This is a genomic window from Nonomuraea sp. NPDC050153, assembly GCF_044460125.1.
Taxonomy (GTDB): domain Bacteria; phylum Actinomycetota; class Actinomycetes; order Streptosporangiales; family Streptosporangiaceae; genus Nonomuraea.
This window is the reverse complement of the sequence record NZ_JBITJQ010000020.1, coordinates 168,382-187,219: the sequence shown is the minus strand read 5'-3', so window position 1 is coordinate 187,219 and position 18,838 is coordinate 168,382. Positions and strand designations below refer to the sequence as shown.

Genomic DNA, 18,838 nt, shown 5'->3' with positions numbered 1-18,838 from the left:
CGAAGGTCGCCGAGCAGATCCACGCCTGACGCATCTCCGCACACACGAAACGGACCACAGAGGTAAGGTGTGCGAACCGTCACATTGAGTGCGACTCGTGGATAGCGGCCGTGAGCCAGTGGTAATCATGATCACACCATTGGCAATCGAAAGGATATTCGTGCGCACACGTAAGCTGGCGACCCTCCTGGCTGGCGCGGCCCTGGCTGCCTCCACCACGCTCGTGGCGGGCGCCGCCCCGGCCAGCGCGGCTGGACCCTGCGGCAGCGGCTACTCCCGGGTCGGTGTCTACAGCATCGGCATCGAAAAGTACGGGTACCGTACGGGGATTCTGGAGGTCTACTACAGCTCCAGCACCGGCAAGAACTGCGCCCTGACCTACGGCGACGGCCCCTACGCCAACACCGTGAGTTGGAAGGGCGTCACGATATCGAGAGGCGATGGCAGCGGGAAAGACGAGGACGCCAAAGAGTACAAGTACTACGCTGGCCCGGTGTACGTCTCGGCGCGTGGCGGGTGTATTGACGTGGAAGGAATCTCGCCGGCCTGGACGAGCGTCAAGCTCAACAACGTGCACTGCGGCTGAGCCTCTTGTGACCAGACGGGGTGGCCTCCAGAGGGAGCGTGGAGGGCACCCCGCAGGACGCTGTGTGGCTGCCCGGCCATGATGGTGAGGAGACGGCCCTTCCAAGCGGAGGTCGTCGAACACATCCACGGTTGATCCGAGCATGAAGAGAGGCCCGCCGCGCAGTGCGGCGGGCCTTTCTCCCCCAGGGGTTCGGGTCTACTTGACCTCGACGGCCTCCTCGTCGTCGTCCTCGGGCTCGTCACCTCGGTCTTAAGGTCGGCGTCGGGCTCGGCGATCTCGTCCACCGGCTCGTGGTCGTTGGCGTAGTCGGTCACGGGTCTGTCCTTCCGCGAGGAGTTGCTTCGTCGGCATCATCATGTCGCCTCGTTGGCGGTTCCGCACACATTCCTCAAAAAATTCGGGCCGACTCGAATGTTGGCGGTGCCGCCAACGGTTGCGCCCAATGGATCTTCTGTGTCGCACTTCGTGCGGGCGGCACCCCTATGCCCAAGCGGGCCCCCTTGTGAGCTGGGCCGGAGCAGAGGCGCGGGACTGGACGCGTTTCTGCCGGTGCGTGTGCCGCCCCCACCCTCTCCTATTCGTTCGACACCGTTCGCGCGTCTACGGCCATCTCAGCGGCTCGATTCTCGCCGGAAAGCATCAGGAAGCGGGGTGACGTGACCCCGCCATCCCCCGCGACCGCCCGCCAGGCCGCGGAACGACGTGAACGGGAGCCGTGCACCATCCGCAAATGGGCGTCCCGCTACCAGGCGCGTGTCCTCGGCCGCGCCGGGCGGGAGACCGTGTACGACTTCGCCGACCTGGCCACGATCGAGTGGTGCATCTGGGCTGGGCGCGAGGTTCCCGCCACGGCGGAGGGCCGCGACGAGCTCCGCGCCACTCCAGCGCGAACAGCGGATCGTCCTCCAGGCCGTACCCGTCACCCCAACCCACCTTGCTGTGTCCGGCGTCCACGATGATCTGGTCGTCGTACTCGCCCTCTTCGTACCCGGCCGCGTGGACCACGATCGGGGCGTCGTCCGGCAGGTGCGCGATAGCCGCGCGGAGCTGGCCAGCCGTCCATGCGCGGCGGCCCTTGGCGTCGGTGACGGTCTCCCACGGCACGGTCGTTGTGTGGGGCACCTCGATGTCGCTCATGCCTCGGATCCTCGCACCGCCTGGCCGGGCTGTCCGTTCGTCAGCGCAACAGCGCCACGGCGACGACGGGGATGCTCACGGTGGCGACGATCACGCATAACCGCAGCGTCGTACCCCAGTTTTTGATCGCTTCCCGCACGAGCCGTGTGTTGATCTGCATGGCCGGTTTCCTCCCTGATTCGGCTTACACGACCAAGGGTGGACCCGGCTGGTGCAGGTCCGATGGGTTGCCGGGTGTGTGGTCCGATATACGTCCCTTCGAGGAAGGCCCTCATGCAGATCAAGCCCCGCGTGCGCATTGTCGGCGCCGAACGACACCAGCTCGCCCAGCATGTCGCCGGCCGCTACCGGGCGGGCGAGTCCATTCGTATCCTCGCGCTGTCGATCGGCCGCTCGTACGGGTTCATTCACGCACTGCTGGAGGAAGCGGGCGTCGAGTTGCGGCACCGCGGCGGCAACCGCCGCCCTCGGCGCGGCACGGCGGGAGTGGGGGAGTGACGCCCGCCCCAGGTCGCCGCGGTGAAGCGCGTGAACTCCTTGACGACGCTCAAAGCTTTGTTTTCGGACCCCCTACCGGCGGCTTTGATCTTGAGTCGCACATTGGAGATCGGCTCAGTAATTACGAGGTTCCACCGGAGGTGTCGGCGGCAGCCAGGTGATCGTGCAGTTCGGCGTGGCGGAACTGGTAGAGCGGACCCACCGTGCGGAGCAACCCCAGGCGGTGCATGTCATCGAGAAACGGGATCAGACGGCGGGGCAGCCGGCGTTGGGTCAAGAGGGTGATCGTGCAGGCCAGCCACGCGCGGTGATGCCCAGATGTCAGCCCGCCGACGAACCCGCCAAAGAGACCGCCGACGATCCCGAGCGCGAGTCCTTGCGTAAACGCACCCGTGATGGTCCCGCCGTTCAGAACGAAGACTACCCCGATTATGGACAGGAAAGTCAGGACACCGAAGGTGTACGCGGCTGCGAGGGTACGGGCGAGGGTGAGGTTCCGGTCGGCCCTCCAGGTCGACGAAGCACTGGTCGAGGAAGTGAGCGGGGTGGGGCGTTCCATCTGCCTGACCCACGCAGAGGAGATGATCGCGCACCCGCCGGCGACACCGAGCAGGTGGATGACGGCCAAGATCTGAGACTTCAAAACCCACTTGGGCATGGAGCTAGCGACGAGGAAAAGGACGGTCCCAAGCAGGGTCACGACGCTTACGACTACGATTCCAAGCCCGATAGTCCGGATCGAGGGGAAGTGGGATAGGGCAAGTCGTCGGTCGGTGAACCCGGGGAGCTCATCGAACCAGCGTTTGGCCTTCAGCCACGTCCAGATCCAGGCGACGAATCCGAGCTGGACTCCAAGCTGGACTCCGATGTTCCGTTGCTTGATGTAGGACACTCCCATAACTACGAGGCAGGTCAGAGCGACGACGAGCCCGATGGTGATTCCGACCATCGCCCGCAGGAGGCGGCGCTGTGCGGGGGTGGTGGTGTAGCGGGCAATGGTCCACCAGGTCAGGTCCCGGGTGTGGTTGCGGGTGAGGGCACGGGCCACGTGGCTGAGCCAGGCGCGTGCTTGGCCGGGGTCCCACGATCGATGGGGGCGGAAGGGGCCACGGGGGTCGCCGGGGTCGGTGATGGGCGGGCGGGCGTGGATGAGGGCGTCGACGAGGTGGTCCAGCAGGTGGGAGCGCAGAGCCTTGAGGTCCTGGCCGAGCGGGCCGAGCAGCGGCGCGGGGTCGGCGTTGGGGAGGATGTAGACCATGCGGATCAGCCACAGGCCCAGCGGGGTGGCGGTCACCACGGCCAGCGCCGGGGCCGTCCCGGAGCCGATGGCCTCAAGGGCCGGTTCCCAGTCGTGGCATGGGGTGGGCGGCAGGCAGGTGCGTAGGTAGGTGGCGGCGATGGATGGGGTGAGCGCGGTGGGGGCGATGACGGCCGCGCCGGTCACCACGTCCCCGGCGGCCTGGACTGCGGTGGCGAACTCGGTGGTGCGGCTGGTGAGGATCAGCTGATCGTTTTCGGTGAGCGACTCGTTCAGCGCGGTGATGACCTGGGCCCGGGCCAGGGTGGGCAGTTCGTCCAGCCCGTCGAGGATGGGCAGGATGTGTCCGTTCGCGGTAAGCGTGTGTGGGGTGGTGTCGCCGCCGTACTCGGCGGCGCGCAGCGTGGGGTAGGCGGCAGCGAGCTGGGCGGCCAGCCAGGCGTCCAGGCGGCGGCAGCGGGAGGTGTCCCAGCCGGCGATCGACAGCATCACCGGTACCGGTTCGGCGTTGGTGCGGGTAGCCAGGAGTTCCAGCAGGAGTTGCAGGGCCAAGGTGGTCTTGCCGGTACCGGGGCCGCCGGTGATGATCAGGCGGCGGCTGCGCAGGGCGCGAAACTGCCCGGCCAGGGCCCGCAGGTCCTCGGCGGTGCCGCTGAAGGCCAACTCCCCTTCGGCGATCAGGTGCGGGTGGTCCATCAGCGCGCGTTTGCCGGTCAGCTGCCAGGCGACCGGGATTGGCTGCGGGTCACCCAGCGCGCGGATACGCGCCTCGTCCTTCCACTGCTGCTGCACCAGATGTGCCAGCGCCGTCTTGGCTTCGATGATCATCGTGTCGGTCGGGGCGGCGGGCGGCGGTCGCCGTCTCAGCGCCCACTTGGGCAAGGCGATCGCGGCTAGAGCCAAGCTGACAACGGCCCCCAGCATGCCCAGAAGCTCATTGGGCCCAGGCTTTTTGCTCCAATCGATCCAGGCAAGCACCGCTACGATGATCAAGACGAGGAAAACCACGAACACAGTGGCAGCCACGGTGATCCGCCAGCGTCGCCGACGCTCCTCGGTGAGGGGCACACCCATCACCTCCTCCAGTCATCGCGGGCGGCCAGAGCCCTGGCAAAGGCATCAGGCTCCGCAGTCGATTTCCGTCGATACCCACCCTCTCCCGCGACCACACCGATGGCCTTCGCGATCGATCTTGAGTACACCGGCTCTTTACAGAGGTTTCGGAAGAAGGAGAGCCGTGGACGCCTTCCGCGTGCTGCCCCCGTCGGGGCGTTCTCCGTCACCACCGCCATAACCCGACCTGGATGCGGCTGCACACGTCTTTCCCCCCTTGATCCAGTAGAGCTTCCTTCATGGCAACGGCGCTGGTTACGGCTATCACCAGCGGGGCCGAACATAGCGGAGCCCGCCGACAACGCAGCGGGCTTCTTCGAGTGGGGATCAGATCCGGTCTTGGATCACGGTGGCCATCCGCCACGACTCGTACGCGTCCACCTCGAACCCCAGGCTGGTCAGCGATTCACGCACGCTGCTCTCCAGGCATGCGAGGCACGCTCCAAGGTCCGCTCCGTGGCAGCGTCCGCACGCGGTGACCCCGGCCTGCACGGCGGCGGTGATACGGGTGGTCTGCTCGGGGTCCAGGTCGAGCATGGCGTAGGCCGTGGCGCGGGTGATGATTTCCTCGGTGACGGCGCTCATGGTCCTTCCTGGTGTTGGGCGTAGCCGCGGAACCGTTCGGCCGCCGCTCGCGCGGCGGGGATCGCTTCAGGGGGCGGGATGTCGCCGATGTGGAGCGAATCCGAGTCCTGGCCGAGGAACATCTTCACGTGGTCGGCCTCGATGGCGCGGGCCACGTCGTCGTAGAGCGTGCTCACCTCCGAGTGGTCGTCGGGGATCTGCGCGTGCGGGTGGCCGGCGAGTGCGATCCGGATTGCTCCGTCCGGGTCCATGTCGGGCATGCCTTCGAGGAGGTTGGCGACCGTGTCGAGCATGTCGGCCGCACGGGCCCAGTCGGTCATCAGCTGCTCCCTTCCGGGGCAGGGGCGGTGGTGGCCACCACCCGGTCCCAGCGGGGATCCCACCCGGTGCAGTGCCAGCGCTCCCCTGCCTGGTCCCGCACCTTGATGCGCCACACGGGCCAGGTGGCGCGGGGTCCACGCTCGATGGCGAGCACCTCGTACGTGCTGTCTTCGTATCCGTGGTCGTAGCGTTGACCGACCTGGCGGGGGCCGATCTGCTCGTCCACCCACCGCTCGTACTGCTCTCGGTCGGCCGCGGTCTGTGGGTCGCTCACGGGACAGGAACCTTCCAGACGGCGGCAAGGAAATCCGTGATCCGCTCCGTGGGCACGTTGATCCCCTCATGCGGTTCCACCAGCCCCAGCCCGACATAGCCGCTCGCGTACTGGTTGAACTCGTCGATCGAGAGCCAGCCTGGAGCGTGCTCGTTCGGGCCGACCATCACCGACACGTTCTCCCCCGAACGGTGAATCAGCACCTCATCGAACCCGGTGACGACCGCTCGCTCCAGCACGTTCATGGGGAAGTCGTGCCAGAAGAACGACGGCATGTCCTCGTACAGGTCTTCCCCACCGATGGACAGCAGGTCACGGCGGACCAGACTGACCGTTCCCGGCCAGTCCTTCCGCCAGATCAGGGCTGTGCCCAGGGTAGACGGGCAGTGGATGATCTCGCCGCACATCATGCGTTCTACCAGCGAGGCGATCTCCAGCACTATGGTGACGTCCGGAGTGGCGAGGTCGGGCCTCCAGAACAGCATGTCGAGGCTACGGTCGCTCATGGGCACCTCGCCAGCTCGAGACCGTGGGCTTGCTCCCACATCAGCTGCGCCACCGTGTCGGGGTCGTCGTCCTCGACGCCGGGCCGGCCGCCACCGTGGTCGATGCGGTGGAACAGCTCGGCCATGTGCCGGGCAGCACTCCGAGCCTGCCTGGTGAAAATGACCGCCCCACTGCACTGGATGTCGATGACTCGCCGGGCGACGTGCAAGTCGTCCATTTCCGAGTCGGTGACGTCGATCAGGCTCGTCGGCCGCTGACCCCAGATTGCGAGGGCCAGCGCCTCGTTCAGGTCGAGGTCGTGGTCGCCGAGCATGATGTCGGCCGCCCGCTGCAGCACGTACGCGAGGTGAGCGAAGCTAGCCATCGATCCGCCCCCTCGCCGCCAGTTCAAGCTCCCGCGCCGCCTGCGCAGGCGGAATGGGGATGACGACGACCTGATCGTTCGGGAACGCCTCGTACGCCTCACCCGGCAGTGCCTCTGTCCCGAACAGGATCGGCACCTCGTGGCCGTCGTTGACGTACTCGGCGAACAGGACGCGCGGCCACTGGCCGCCGACCTTGGGCGGTTCGGACGGCACCATGTAGAGCATGGCGATGAGTCGGAACCGGCCGCCCGACGCGAACCGCATGACCAGTTCGTGCACTTCCATTTCGATCGAGCCGGGCTCGTTGTAGTCAGCCCGGGTGGGGAACGTGTCACTCACCGCGGGGCCGCCTCCTCTATCGCCGCACGCACCGCGGCGGACAGGACGTGCGGAAGCGTCACCGTGGCGTTGCTTCCGCAGGCCGGGAAGGCGAGATTCAGTGCCAGCCCCTCAGGACCGGAGCCGGCGTTCAGCCACACCGCAAGCTCGGCACCCTGCGCCCGCACGACGCCCGGCACACCTTCGCCTACGGCCTGTCGCAGGCCTCCGGCCACAAACCGCGCCGAACTCGAGCGCCGCCTCGGCCACGCCAACGACCGCTACCTGCGCCTGTACACCAACCCACCCGACGACATCGCCGCCGACTACGTCGAAGACCTATGACCGCGAGACCTGGGACACCTCAACACGACGGGCAGCGTAGCCATTCGCCCAGTCGACGATCCGGTCGGCGAGTGCCATGACGGCAGCCGCGACGCCGGGAACGCCTGGACCGCCGGCTGCGTCGATGACGCCGAGTGTGAGCCGAGTATGGAACACCGCTTGGCCTGGCGTCGGTTCGACCAAGCTGTACCGATACCACATCGCCATGGTGGTGGCGCGCTCCGCGCCGGCTGCGGCCACCATCGCCAGCGCCGTTGCGTTGCTTCCTGGACTTCCCGGTGGCGCCTACGACTCCGTAGCCGATACTCGGGCTCGACGTTCAGGAGTCGCGGCGGGCACTCCGTAGCGCCATGAAGACGGCCCAGGCGGCCACACCCAGGGCCGGACCTAGCGCGACACCGAGAGCGACGTTGTCGAAAAAACCCCCGACGACGACGCCGAAGGCAGCGCCAAATGTGATCCAGATCCCGAGATTTGCCCAGATCCCGAGACCTGCGGCGGGCGGGGGCGTGTTGTTGCTCGTCATTGCATCTCTCCCAAGGACGCGGGCGGACAGGGCTGACAATCTGGCGGCCCATCACGGCGGATGTTGGTGTTCGCGTTGTCCGGTGTCCGGAGCGGCCGAGTGCCCGCCGCGCCTACGCCGTGGCACGGCGGATGAGCCTGTACCCGCCGACCGCGAACGCGGCGGCCACCAGGACCGGCCAGCCGGCGAGCAGCGCCGTGGGGGACTGGTCGAGCAACCAGCGGCCGATCGCGTGCCATTGCCGGGTCCACGTGATCAGCGCGGCGGCCAGCCCGAGCGCTGTGAACGCCAGGGTGAGGCCGGCGAGGACGCCGGTGGTGCCCCAGCGCAGGTACAACGTGCCGAGCAGGATCCCGAGGTGGGTCATGACCAGCATGGGTACCGCGTACCCGAGCAGGAGCAGCACCGGGTTGGCGTCATCCATGAACGGCAGGCCGAAGAAGCGCATCCCCATCCCCCAGTAGCCGGTGGCCTGTTCCACGGCGCGCAGCAGGCAGAGCACCAGCGCGTAGACCACCGACTGGACGACCGCGAGCAGCGACCAGGCCAGGTAGAACTCCCGCCGGGTCACGCTCATGCCCAGCGCGTACGGGAAGATCTGGGTGACCGAGACGGCGGCCATCCCGATCGCGACGCCGCACAGGCTGACCAGGCCGCCGGTGTTCGTCACGCCGTCGCCCGGGTCGTAGTTCGCCATGAAGCTCAACAGGTTGATGCCGAACACGACGGCCGTCGTGCCCCACGTCCAGCCCAGGATCTGCGGCCAGGCCGGCATCTGGAGACGGGCCACCTGACGGATGCGGTTCATCGGGCGGCCTCCCGGTCCGCCGGCGCCGTTGTCGTCGGCGGTACGGTCAGGCGGACCACGAGTTGCTGCAACGACAACGGCTCCAGGTCGACGTTCAGCGCCTGCGCGTGCGCCTTCGCGTGCGGTCCGAGCCCGCCGAGGATGGTCGACCGGACCTGGCCGCTCAACCGCTCGCGGTGCAACTCGGTGCGTCCGGCGGCGAACCCGTCCACGGCCTCCGCCCGTCCGGTGGCCGCCACCGCCCGCCCGCGCAGGTCGTCGGCGTCCTCATCGAGCAGCAGCCGGCCACGGTCGATGAGCAGCACCCGCTCGACCAGATCGCTCACCTCGTCGATGAGGTGGGTGGACAGCACCACGGTGCGGGGATGCCCGGCGTAGTCGGCGAGCAGTCGGTCGTAGAAAAGCTGCCGGGCGGCCGGGTCGAGCCCGAGGTACGGCTCGTCGAAGAACGTCAGGGGCGCCCGCGCGGCCAGCCCGACGGTCACGCCGAGGGCCGACAGCATGCCCCGCGAGAGCTTGCGGACCAGCCGCCCGGCCGGTAGCTGGAAGTCCGCGGCGAGGCCGTGCGCGAACGTGTCGTCCCAGTTCGCAAACAGCCGGCGTGCGGTGCGAAAGACGTGGCGCACGGTGTAGAAGTGGGGGTAGCGCTGGCTCTCCCGGACGAAACAGACCTTCGACAGGACGGCCGGGTTCTCCACCGGTGGCGCGTCGAAGACCGACACGTTCCCCGACGACGCGAACGCCTGCCCGGTGAGGATCTGCATCAGGGTGGTCTTGCCCGCCCCGTTGCGCCCGAGCAGGCCGTAGATCGTGTGCTCGGCCAGCGCGAAGCTCACGTCGTCGAGCGCCGTGACGTCACCAAAGCGCTTGGTCACCCCGTGTGCGGTTACCACCGCCGTCATCCCAGGTCCCTCCCGACAACCGCACCGAATGAATCGATCATCTTCATCAGCTCGTCGTGGCCGATGCCGAGCTTGCGCGCCTCGGCGAGCAGGGGTTCCACGTACTGTTCGGTGAACCGTTCCCGTCGCCGCTCGCGCAGCCTGGCCCGGGCGCCACCGGCGACGAACATGCCGATGCCGCGTCGCTTGTAGAGCGTTCCCTCCGACACGAGTTGGTTGACGCCCTTGGCCGCGGTGGCCGGGTTGATCCGGTGAAAGGCGGCAAGCTCGTTGGTGGACGGGACCTGGGCCTCCTCCACCAGCGACCCGTCGATGATCGAGTTCTCGATCAGCTCGGCGATCTGAAGGAAGATCGGTCGGTCGTCGTCCATCGTTGGCTTAGCCGCCCAACTGGTTAGCTACATGTGTACGTAACCATGCAACCTTGCGCCGCGGCTGTCAAGCCGCCCGGGCGTCCCGCGACCTCAGCCGGCGGCGGCGCCGGGACCCGTTTCCCGCTCAGGAAAGGCAGCCGGGGATGCGTGGGCGGCGTCGTCTCGACGCAGCGGACGGTGTGATCGGGCCGTAGTCGCTGCCGAGGTCAGCGATGACGCGCAGAAGACACGCAAGCGGCCATCTCGAAGTCCATGCCGCGCAACACACGCAGTTCCTTGTACGACTTCTCCAGGCCTGCACGTGGATCGCCGGCCCCTGGACCCGATTGCTTGTGGGAGGGCTGCTCATGACAGTCAGAATGGAGGGCTGACGCAGCGTCAAGGTCAAGCCCACAGGGCAGATTCGATTCGTCTGCGTACGCCGATCGTCCGGAACCCGGCGCCGTGCTGCCAGGGGCGCGCACCGCCCTACCACGATCATGAAGCTAGTCCGGGTTGCCCGGCTCCGGAGCTTGCCCGGCTCCGGAGCTTGCGCAGCGCCGCCGAGCGAAAGGCGCTTGGCCACATCCAGCCGTACCTCGCCGTAGGGCTGGACATGCTGCCAGAACAGCGGGGTCAGCCCGCGCTGGTCGGCGGGTTTGAGCATGGTGGTCCATTCGAGGTCGGCCAGGACGGACGGTCTCCTGCTCGAACCTCGCCGATGCGGGGCAGGTCGATCCGCCCTTCCAACAGAGCTGTGCGTACGTCGTCCAAGGACTGCTCTCCTCTCCTGGTTCCCCTGTGAGGGGTGGGACAAGTGCAGTTAACAGGGAGAAGATCACCGAGTTCGCTCCTCCCACCGGATCGGCCGGGTCATCGCTGGCGTCAGCCGCGGGTACAGATCGCTCTCGCCGCTCTCCACCCGGTACAGCTTGACCTTGTTGATCTGCTTGATGCGCGGCAGCAGGTCAAAGCCCAAGAGCCTGGTCACGCCGAACCCGATTTCCGTCTGGCCATGGGAGCCGACATAGTTGCCCTCGACCTTCATGGTGGTGCCGTGCCGGACCGCGCCCTCGATCATCGCGTGCACCTCCGAGGCCGAGGCGCGCAGAGTCTGGGAGTGCACCACCATGGACCCGCGCTCGATGTGCCAGTAGATGAGGATGCCGCGGCCTCCGTACCGCGAATGCCACTCAGTGAAAATATTTTGATCGTAGGCGCGCACATGCGTGGAGTCGGAGGCGACGGTGGTCGTCCCCTCGCCCCACAGCTCCACGTCCCGGGCGGTGAAGGTGGCGTTCGCGATGGTGATCGCGATGTCGGTGGCGACCTGCGGGGTCAGATAGCAGCGCCGGACGTAGCGGATGTCGTCCTCACCGTGGGCGTGGCCGCCGGAGGCCACGGCCCGGATGCCGGTGTTGGTGCCGTATCCGAAGATCGCGAGCATCAGCCGCTCGGCCAGGACCTCGGGCTTGAGGCTGGAGCCGCCCACCACCGAGGTGACCGCCTTCAGGCAGCCGGTGCGCAGCACCGCCTCCTTCAGCATGTCGATCAGCGGGACCGAACCCCAGCGCCGACCACCCAGATCTCCTTGCACCGCAGGGCCTCGCGCAGCGCCTGGAAGGTGACGATCTCATACACCATCCGCACCACCCGCCGGCGCCCGCGCTTATCGTTCTTGAACACCAGGTCCTCCCACTCACCGGCGGTGCCGCGATGCTCGGGCACCACCTCACCGCGCGGGTAGTACGGAGCAATAGTCAAGACCTGTGGATCATGAAGTTCTAGGCGGCTGTGGGGACGGGTGATCCTGCGGGTCGTTCGACGAGCTTGCCGTCGATGAAGGTGGCGCCGGCTCGGACCAGGGCGACCAGGTGGGCGCCGTTGACCGCGCGCCAGCGCCGTTGGGCGGACTCGATCAGCTTGAAGGCCATGGCCAGGCCGGCGGCGCGGGAGCCGGGGCCCTTGGTGACCTTGGTGCGGTGCCGGACGGTGGCGAAGGTCGACTCAATGGGGTTAGTCGTGCGCAGGTGACGCCAATGTTCGGCGGGATAGTCGTAGAAGGCCAGCAGCTCCTCTATGTCGTCGGTGACCTTGGCGACGGCTTTGGGAAACTTGACGCCGTAGGCGCCCTTGAACACGGCGACCGCGGCCAGCGCCCGGTCTTTGCTCTCGGCGTTCCAGATCTCAGCAAGCGCCTTCTTCGCGCCGGGATGGGCCGATTTCGGGAGTGCCCCGAGCACGTTGGCGATTTTGTGAAACCAGCAGCGCTGTGCTCTGGCCTGCGGAAACACCTCAGCCAGCGCTGACCAGAAGCCGAGCGCGCCGTCTCCGACCGCGAGTACTGGGGCGCGCATCCCGCGCCGCGCGCAGTCCCGTAGCAGGTCGGCCCAGGATTCGGTCGATTCGCGATAGCCGTCGGTCAGGGCGACGAGTTCCTTGCGGCCGTCGGCGCGCACCCCGATCAGCACCAGCAGGCAGAGTTTGTGCTCCTCCAAGCGGATGTTGACGTGGTGAAGTCGGACCGGGGCGCCGTGCCAGTGTTTCCATCGGCGGGTTTCCCCGGTCCGCTTCCCGAACCGGACGTGCGCCTCGTCGACGCATCCGGCTCTCCACAAGTCGCGCTGGGTCTGTGCTGTCGTTCCTCATGCGACGTTCGGCCACGGGGATGGGATCTTGGCTCCCCGGTAGCGGTAGCGGGTGGTCCGCACCTCGCCGGGGTTGAACATGATCACGTCACCGTCGGCGGGCCACCATCCGTTGCCGCAGTAGCGTCGGCGGAGTTCCTTCCAGGTAATTCCGGGGTGTTTGCGGCGTATCCAGCGGATGACCTGTCGCCAGGTGAAGGCGCGCAGGTAGCCGAAGGAGATGCTGGACACCCCAGGTTGGAAGTGGTTGGTCCAGCCCCGCAGCACCGGGTTGAGCTGGCGTAGCAGGGCTTCGAGCGGCAGGTTGATGTTCTGTCGGCACCGGGTCTTCACCTTGCCGATCACGGCTGCGAGAGCCTTGCGTGAGGGGTAGGTGTAAACGTAGCGCCGGTTGGTGCCTCGTTTACGGCGGCGCTGGATGTGCCAGCCGAGGAAGTCGAGGCCCTCGTCGATGTGGGTAATCAGGGTCTTGTCCTCCGACAGGCGCAGGCCCATCGTGGACAGCACCTCGGCGATCTCGTCCCGCAGAGCTTCCGCGTCGGCCCTGGTGCCCGACACGACCAGGCACCAGTCGTCGGCATATCTGGTCAGCCGGTAGTTCGGCAGACCATGACGACGACGGGTGAGCCGGTCGTTGCGGCTCGCCCCCGGCCCGCCCGGAGCCTGAGTGATGTACTCATCCAGGACGGACAAGGCCACGTTGCTGAGCAACGGGGACAGGATCGAACCCTGCGGGGTTCCGGCGTCGGTCCCTCGCAGTACGCGATCCTCGTCGAGGATCCCGGCCTTGAGGAATGCCTTCACCAGAGCCAGAACGCGTTTGTCTCCCACACGCGCCCGCACCCGGCCCATGAGGGCGGAGTGCGAGATCTCGTCGAAGCAGGCTTTGATGTCGCCCTCCACAACCCACTCATAGGAGCGGGAGGTGAAATGGCGGATCTCGGCCACCGCATCATGAGTCCGGCGGTTCGGGCGAAACCCGTAGGAACACGGGAGAAAATCCGCCTCGAAAATCGGCTCCAACACCAGCTTCAAGGACGCCTGGACCACCCGGTCCCGAACAGTGGAGATCCCCAGGCGACGACGCTTGGTCGTGCCCGGTTTCGGGATCATCCGTTCCCGCGTCGGTAACGGGCGGAAACTGCGGTCCTTGATCTCGGTGCGCAGTCGGTCGAGAAACACCTCGACTCCTACCTCGGCCTCCACGTAGTAGGCGCTCTGCCCATCCACGCCAGCCGTGCGAGCGCCCTTGTTGCCCCGCACCCGATCCCATGCCACCAGCAAGAAGCCGGGATCGGCGACGAGATTGAACAGATCATCGAACCTGCGATGAGGGTCATCACTGGCCCAACGGTGCAGTTTGGTCTGGATCTCCAGTACCCGGCGCTCAGCCTTGAGCAGAGCGTGTTCCAGTTCGTCGGTATTCACCGGCGGCCTCCTGGTCTTCCAGCGTCCCGGCGTTGTCAGGGCTGCTTCCCGCCCTTCCCGGCGTCCCCCGGGTCAGGCTGCCCTCAGCTTCACCCGGCTGCCACGACAGCCTGAGTGGTGGAGGTCTTCCACCCCCACTCGGTCATGCAGCGCTTCGCGGCGCACGATGCCGTCGGCCCAGAGATAGACGTAGTCGACGCCGGACAGGTCGCGTTCGGCGAAGGCACGTTGCTCGGCTTTCCACTGCTCGGTCAGCTTGGTGATGACCGGCGCCGACAGCCCGGTGCTGGAGCCGAGGAACTGGCCCAGAGCCGGGACGAAGTCACCGGTGGACAGGCCGTGCAGGTAGAGCAACGGCAGTACCTCGGTGATGGCCGGGCTCTTGCGGCACCAGGGCGGCAGAATCGCCGAGGAGAAGCGCCGACGCTCGCCGGTGGCCTCGTCGATGCGTTTGTCGTTGACGCGCGGGGCGTGCACTTCGATCGCGCCCGCGCTGGTCAGTACCTGCCGGGGCTGGTGGTGGCCGTTGCGGACGACCAGGCGGTGCCCGGTCTCGTCACGCTCGTCGGCGAAGGCGGCGATGTAGGCGTCGACCTCGGCTTTGAGGGCCTCGGCGAGCATCCGGCGGGCGCCTTCGCGGACCAGCTCGTCGATCAGCGCTTGTGAGGGGCTGGAGGCGGACGCGTCGCGGTCGCCGTTGGAGGGGTCAGGGACTACGGTGAGCACGGGTGTGCCTTCCCGACCGACGTTGGCGCGTCGGTCATGTCTTGAGAACTCACGTGATCATCGGGAAGGTACACCCCTTCCCGACCGATCCACAGGTCTCAAGCATTGCTCCCGACGCTGGGCAGCGTGGTGATCAGCCATGGTTCGCCGGGTCGGCGCCGAGCATGAGGATCGCCGCTGCCGCTGCCGGAGGCGATGATTCGTCGGGCGATCTGGTTGCCAGGCCGCGGAATCCACCCGGCCCGAGCTGGTGGATTTCCCGGCCCGGGTCTCTTTCTTCGGGTCGGCTATGCCGTGGCCGCGCGTCAGCCGCCGTCGTCGCCGTCGCCGGGTGAAGCCCCGGTGATGGCCTGCGTCTGCTGTCCGGTGATCTCCTGCAGCGGTATGTCGTCGTAGTTGCTCAGGACGACGCCGACCCATCCGGTGTCAGGGTAGATGCTCCAGTGGGTGCAGCTGCCGGGGTGAACGCCGCTGCGCGCGAGCTCCCACTGGCCTTCGACGATGTGGGCTGTCGGCCCGTAGGTGCTGAACCCCGGGGAGCCTCGGAAGTTGGGGGCCTTGATCGAGGTGAACACGTCGGCCCAGGCCGGGTCGAGCACGGTGCCGTCGTACAACGCATCCGCGAACCGGACCAGGTCCGGTGCGGTGACGAACCCGCCGTCCGGGACGAAGTTGCGGGCATTGTTCTGGCCCGCCATACCCGGGCTCGGGCTGTCCTTGTCCAGGTTGCGCACGGCGTCCACCCAGCTGCCGTCGGCCTGTTTCATGTAGGAGTGCGCGATGTGCTCGTCGGCCAGCCACTGCGGCCTGGTGTAGTACGCCGAGCCGGTCATGCCGCAGCGCCCGAAGATGTGCTTGTGCACGTAGTCCCAGAACGTCATGCCGGACGCCGCCTCGACGATTTGCACGGTGACATCCGCACCCCAGCCGGGTTTGTTCGAACCCGCGCCGGGGGCGGCGACCAGCTTCGCCTGCCGGGTGTACTGCTGGTAGTACTCGTGCTGCTCCTCCTTGCTGTGGAAGATGCGTTGGTAGTCGTGCTCCGGAAAGGACAACCCGGAGGTGCCCATGAGCAGGTGGTGGATGCGCACCTGCTCGGCGATCTCCTTGGCGAAACCGGTCAGGTAGGTGCCCACCGTGTCCCACAGCTTCACCTTGCCCCGCTGCGCCAGCTGCACGATGGACAGGCTGACGAACGGCCCGCCGTAGAGGTTGAACGCGACACCTTCGTGGTTACGGATCCCCTTCTGCTTGTCGGCCATGCCGTAGCTGCGCGACAGTACCGTCCGGCCCCGGTGCGACAGCAGCACCACGCCGGAGAACTTGTCCTGTGCGGCCAGCTTCGCGATGTACCGGTCGTAGGCCCCGCCGGGCAGGGTGTCCGGCGGGATCCGGTCCTGCCCGGACGGCTCGGACGCGGCGGAGGTGCCGGCGTGGCCGAGCCCGGCGCCTGACAGCGGCGTGCCGACCGCCATCACACCGGCGGCCAGCCCGCCCCATCCGAGCAGCCGCCGCCGCTCGACACCACGTACGGAATCCGAGTCCATGTCACCGCCCTCCCCGCGCGAGGGAAGAGGCGAGTGCTCGTTGAGGGACGCGATGGTCCCGCGCGCCGTTGGTCATGGCTGCGATATTTCGTCGCGAATGTCACCGGCCCGCGCGCGTGATGTCACCGTTTCTCGACAAGCCCCTGATCTCGACCGGGACTCCGCGACAGTGGGTGCCGCCCGCAGCGCGGCGGAATGCAGCCCGGGAGCGTTGACATCAGCGTTCGGCGTCGACGCTTGCCCGCGTCAGTGGGGGCCGCAGGTTGAGCACTCTAGGACCGTTGCATGAGCGGGGTTTTCTCGTGTTCGGACCCCCTAGTGCTGTGACCGGAAACGATCACCGGGTTGAGTAGGGGTCCGCGATGCCCAGACCCGGCGAGTGACGCTCGTGCGCTGCCAGGAGGAGATGCTGTCCGGCATCCCGCGCCTGGTGTGGTTCGCCAAGATGACCGTGTGGGATCTACCGCTGCACACGGGAGAGGACCAGCGGGAATGTCGAAAGTTCCCGCTGGCCCCTTGGCAGACTGACTAACGGGGAATTACCTCGACGCCATACGCGTCGACATCGGCGTACTCGTGACAGGATGCCGCCGAGACGCCATTCTCTATGTAGACGTTATTGCCCCTGCTGAAGTATAGATTTCCATCATTCTCCAGGCAGGTTGCCCATGCGTAGTAATAGCGGAAGTCGGTCCCAAGGCATTTGGCGTAGGCCGTGTTGGCGCCGTCGCTCTTCGAGGTCTGACACGATGTGGCAGATGCCGTTGTGGGTGCGAGGACGCTCAAAGCGCCGCTCGTGGCGATAGCCACCGCTACGAGTTTAGCAAGGCGTCGAATAGCCTTCTTTTGGTGCATGATCTTCCCCCGTCTTTGTCTGGATAGGCCGGGATGGAGCGATCGTCGCACCCGAATCGAGGGGAAGGAAACAACATTCGACTGTGGTCGAAATACCCAGGTCGCGAGCCGAGAGCGCGGGCTGTGAGTTGCCGACCGACGTCGCGCTGCTCGCCGGCCCGGCGTACTGCGCTATCCACGGCGCGTCCGAGCCCGGCCCGGCTTGCCTGCTGTGTCCGGAGTGCTGGCATGCCTTCCCGACGCCCGAGGCACTGGCGGCCGACCATGCGGCCACGGTCGAGCGGCTGAACGCCAAGCTGCTTGCGGCACCTCCCGTGTTCGACGGCGTGGAGCCGACTCTGTTCGTGGCGGAGACCGATCCGGAGAAGATCACCGCCTGCCCGCACGACCTGTAGGGTCCCGCAACGGCATGGAACTCCAACCAGTCGTCTCCCCTGCGCGAACCACATCACTGAGAGCAGCATCGCATGTACCGTTCGTGCCCAGCCCCCAAGGAGGCCCACATGCCCCGCGCGAAGACCGCCACCACCCGCGACCAGGTCAAGGGCTGCGGCTGCCTCATCGTGACCGCCCTGCTCATCGTCGGAGGCTGCAACAGCCTGTTCGGCAGTGACCAGCCATCCCCGGCCGCCCCGGCCGTGCCCTCGATGTTCACCCCCACACCGGCGATGACCTGGCAGGCCGAATCGATCAAAGACCTGGACGACGACGGCATCGCTGATCGCTATGACGGCGACGCTGATGGCGACGGCGTGACCAAAATCGACGACCGCGACGACCGGGACGCCACCAAGGGGAAGCGCAGGCCTGCCCGCACGGCGAAGCCCACGCCGAAGGATGATCCGGTCCCGCTCGCGAACGCGCACCCGGGAGGCTTCTGCGGCACCCAGGGCGCGGTGGGCATCGCGTCCAATGGGCGCACGTACACGTGCCGCGGTGGACACTGGCGCCGCTGATGCGAAGCGGGGCCGGTTCCGGCCGACACCTGGTACGGGCATCCACAGCCCGATGATGGCTGCGATGTTCGCTTGCCTGCACTTCGCCGGCCTGCGCCCGGCCGAAGCACAGGGACTGCGCAAGAAGGACTGCTTCCTGCCAGAGCAAGGATGGGGCCACCTCACACCGACGAAGACCCGCCCGCAAAGCGGCACCGCCTTCACCGATTCAGGACGGCTGTTCGACGAGCGGGGCCTCAAACACCGCGAGGAAGGCGAGGACCGCCTGGTGCCGATCCCACCAGAACTGGTGGCGATCCTGCGTGCTCACATCGCGATCTTCGGCACTGCTTCGGACGGCCGACTCTTCTACACCCGCGGTGGCGGCACCTTCTCCTACTTCGCCTACTCCACAGTGTGGCAGGAGGCCCGCCTGCTGGGGCTCACCCCTGAGCAGGTCGCCTCCCCGTTGGCGCGTCGCCCCTACGACCTGAGGCACGCGGCGGTGTCGCTGTGGCTTAACGCCGGTGTGCACGCGCCCGAGGTTGCCGAGCGGGCAGGGCACGGCGTGGACGTGCTTCTGAAGATCTACGCCAAGTGTATCGATGGTCAGCGCGAGGTGGCCAATCAACGCATTGAGAAGGCGCTGGGGGAATCATGATCCACCGAGGGCGTGCTGCGGAATCCATGCGGAATGATCACGTCCCGGAGCAGCCGACTTCCTGCGCTTACGCAGGTCGGAGGACCTTCCCTGGCGTAAGGGCATTGACCCTGACGCAGGGGCAACCGCCCAGCATGGT

General features: G+C 67.1%; 23 protein-coding genes and 2 pseudogenes. 5 read left to right on the top strand and 20 right to left on the bottom strand.

What is annotated here, in order from left to right; translation table 11 throughout:
- Positions 1 to 127: 127 nt before the first annotated feature.
- On the top strand, positions 128 to 586 hold the full coding sequence (locus tag ACIBQ1_RS38220) for a spore-associated protein A (protein WP_397284577.1): 459 nt from the start codon (positions 128 to 130) through the stop codon (positions 584 to 586).
- 642 nt (positions 587 to 1,228) lie between these two features.
- Here the strand turns inward: ACIBQ1_RS38220 and ACIBQ1_RS38215 are convergent.
- Entirely contained in the window at positions 1,229 to 1,726 is a 498-nt protein-coding gene (locus ACIBQ1_RS38215; RefSeq protein WP_397284575.1) for a DUF6225 family protein, read from the bottom strand.
- 273 nt (positions 1,727 to 1,999) lie between these two features.
- Between ACIBQ1_RS38215 and ACIBQ1_RS38210 the strand changes: the two genes are divergently transcribed.
- Positions 2,000 to 2,224, top strand: a complete 225-nt coding sequence (locus ACIBQ1_RS38210; protein ID WP_397284573.1) for a helix-turn-helix domain-containing protein — start codon at positions 2,000 to 2,002, stop codon at positions 2,222 to 2,224.
- 121 nt (positions 2,225 to 2,345) lie between these two features.
- Here ACIBQ1_RS38210 and ACIBQ1_RS38205 read toward each other — a convergent pair whose 3' ends face one another.
- The 19 genes and pseudogenes from ACIBQ1_RS38205 to ACIBQ1_RS38115 form a co-directional block, all read right to left on the bottom strand.
- Positions 2,346 to 4,550 carry an NACHT domain-containing protein gene (locus ACIBQ1_RS38205; RefSeq protein WP_397284571.1) on the bottom strand — a complete coding sequence of 735 codons (2,205 nt, stop codon included), beginning with the start codon at positions 4,548 to 4,550 and terminating at the stop codon, positions 2,346 to 2,348.
- 372 nt (positions 4,551 to 4,922) lie between these two features.
- Positions 4,923 to 5,180 (bottom strand): hypothetical protein, encoded by a 258-nt coding sequence (locus ACIBQ1_RS38200; protein ID WP_397284569.1) that lies wholly within the window; start codon positions 5,178 to 5,180, stop codon positions 4,923 to 4,925.
- Complete coding sequence (locus ACIBQ1_RS38195) at positions 5,177 to 5,500, bottom strand: hypothetical protein (RefSeq protein WP_397284567.1); 324 nt, start codon at positions 5,498 to 5,500, stop codon at positions 5,177 to 5,179. Before ACIBQ1_RS38195 ends, ACIBQ1_RS38200 begins: the two co-directional genes overlap by 4 nt.
- Positions 5,500 to 5,775: a hypothetical protein gene (locus tag ACIBQ1_RS38190; protein WP_397284564.1), complete on the bottom strand. Its 276-nt coding sequence runs from the start codon at positions 5,773 to 5,775 to the stop codon at positions 5,500 to 5,502. The genes ACIBQ1_RS38195 and ACIBQ1_RS38190 overlap by 1 nt, the downstream gene beginning before the upstream one ends.
- Positions 5,772 to 6,281 carry a hypothetical protein gene (locus tag ACIBQ1_RS38185; RefSeq protein ID WP_397284562.1) on the bottom strand — a complete coding sequence of 170 codons (510 nt, stop codon included), beginning with the start codon at positions 6,279 to 6,281 and terminating at the stop codon, positions 5,772 to 5,774. Before ACIBQ1_RS38185 ends, ACIBQ1_RS38190 begins: the two co-directional genes overlap by 4 nt.
- Positions 6,278 to 6,646 (bottom strand): hypothetical protein, encoded by a 369-nt coding sequence (locus tag ACIBQ1_RS38180; protein WP_397284560.1) that lies wholly within the window; start codon positions 6,644 to 6,646, stop codon positions 6,278 to 6,280. Before ACIBQ1_RS38180 ends, ACIBQ1_RS38185 begins: the two co-directional genes overlap by 4 nt.
- Positions 6,639 to 6,986: a hypothetical protein gene (locus tag ACIBQ1_RS38175; protein WP_397284559.1), complete on the bottom strand. Its 348-nt coding sequence runs from the start codon at positions 6,984 to 6,986 to the stop codon at positions 6,639 to 6,641. The genes ACIBQ1_RS38180 and ACIBQ1_RS38175 overlap by 8 nt, the downstream gene beginning before the upstream one ends.
- Complete coding sequence (locus tag ACIBQ1_RS38170; RefSeq protein WP_397284557.1) at positions 6,983 to 7,165, bottom strand: hypothetical protein; 183 nt, start codon at positions 7,163 to 7,165, stop codon at positions 6,983 to 6,985. Before ACIBQ1_RS38170 ends, ACIBQ1_RS38175 begins: the two co-directional genes overlap by 4 nt.
- A 464-nt stretch (positions 7,166 to 7,629) precedes the next feature.
- Entirely contained in the window at positions 7,630 to 7,836 is a 207-nt protein-coding gene (locus tag ACIBQ1_RS38165; RefSeq protein WP_397284555.1) for a hypothetical protein, read from the bottom strand.
- A 112-nt stretch (positions 7,837 to 7,948) separates the two neighbouring features.
- On the bottom strand, positions 7,949 to 8,644 hold the full coding sequence (locus tag ACIBQ1_RS38160) for a hypothetical protein (protein ID WP_397284553.1): 696 nt from the start codon (positions 8,642 to 8,644) through the stop codon (positions 7,949 to 7,951).
- Positions 8,641 to 9,546, bottom strand: coding sequence for an ABC transporter ATP-binding protein (locus tag ACIBQ1_RS38155; protein WP_397284551.1), 906 nt, complete (start codon positions 9,544 to 9,546; stop codon positions 8,641 to 8,643). Before ACIBQ1_RS38155 ends, ACIBQ1_RS38160 begins: the two co-directional genes overlap by 4 nt.
- A complete protein-coding gene (locus tag ACIBQ1_RS38150; protein WP_189140698.1) occupies positions 9,543 to 9,917 on the bottom strand; it encodes a GntR family transcriptional regulator in 375 nt (124 codons plus the stop codon). Before ACIBQ1_RS38150 ends, ACIBQ1_RS38155 begins: the two co-directional genes overlap by 4 nt.
- 820 nt (positions 9,918 to 10,737) lie before the next feature.
- Complete coding sequence (locus ACIBQ1_RS38145; protein ID WP_397284549.1) at positions 10,738 to 11,445, bottom strand: Tn3 family transposase; 708 nt, start codon at positions 11,443 to 11,445, stop codon at positions 10,738 to 10,740.
- Positions 11,446 to 11,450: 5 nt separating this feature from the next.
- The gene (locus tag ACIBQ1_RS38140; protein ID WP_397284547.1) at positions 11,451 to 11,663 is read right to left on the bottom strand and encodes a hypothetical protein; all 213 of its coding nucleotides are present in this window, start codon (positions 11,661 to 11,663) and stop codon (positions 11,451 to 11,453) included.
- Positions 11,664 to 11,683: 20 nt separating this feature from the next.
- A pseudogene (locus ACIBQ1_RS38135) lies at positions 11,684 to 12,412 on the bottom strand (IS256 family transposase); the annotation flags it as partial.
- A 132-nt stretch (positions 12,413 to 12,544) separates the two neighbouring features.
- Positions 12,545 to 13,975, bottom strand: a complete 1,431-nt coding sequence (ltrA, locus tag ACIBQ1_RS38130; protein WP_397284545.1) for a group II intron reverse transcriptase/maturase — start codon at positions 13,973 to 13,975, stop codon at positions 12,545 to 12,547.
- A gap of 165 nt (positions 13,976 to 14,140) precedes the next feature.
- Positions 14,141 to 14,701: pseudogene (locus ACIBQ1_RS38125) on the bottom strand (transposase); the annotation flags it as partial.
- A 305-nt stretch (positions 14,702 to 15,006) separates the two neighbouring features.
- Positions 15,007 to 16,248 carry a serine hydrolase domain-containing protein gene (locus ACIBQ1_RS38120; RefSeq protein WP_397284543.1) on the bottom strand — a complete coding sequence of 414 codons (1,242 nt, stop codon included), beginning with the start codon at positions 16,246 to 16,248 and terminating at the stop codon, positions 15,007 to 15,009.
- 528 nt (positions 16,249 to 16,776) lie between these two features.
- Positions 16,777 to 17,058: a hypothetical protein gene (locus tag ACIBQ1_RS38115; RefSeq protein WP_397284541.1), complete on the bottom strand. Its 282-nt coding sequence runs from the start codon at positions 17,056 to 17,058 to the stop codon at positions 16,777 to 16,779.
- Positions 17,059 to 17,186: 128 nt separating this feature from the next.
- Between ACIBQ1_RS38115 and ACIBQ1_RS38110 the strand changes: the two genes are divergently transcribed.
- From ACIBQ1_RS38110 to ACIBQ1_RS38100, 3 genes are all read left to right on the top strand, one after another.
- Entirely contained in the window at positions 17,187 to 17,498 is a 312-nt protein-coding gene (locus tag ACIBQ1_RS38110) for a hypothetical protein (protein ID WP_397284539.1), read from the top strand.
- Between the two features lie 108 nt (positions 17,499 to 17,606).
- The gene (locus ACIBQ1_RS38105) at positions 17,607 to 18,059 is read left to right on the top strand and encodes a hypothetical protein (protein ID WP_397284537.1); all 453 of its coding nucleotides are present in this window, start codon (positions 17,607 to 17,609) and stop codon (positions 18,057 to 18,059) included.
- Between the two features lie 52 nt (positions 18,060 to 18,111).
- On the top strand, positions 18,112 to 18,699 hold the full coding sequence (locus tag ACIBQ1_RS38100; RefSeq protein WP_397284535.1) for a tyrosine-type recombinase/integrase: 588 nt from the start codon (positions 18,112 to 18,114) through the stop codon (positions 18,697 to 18,699).
- The last annotated feature ends 139 nt before the right edge of the window (positions 18,700 to 18,838 follow it).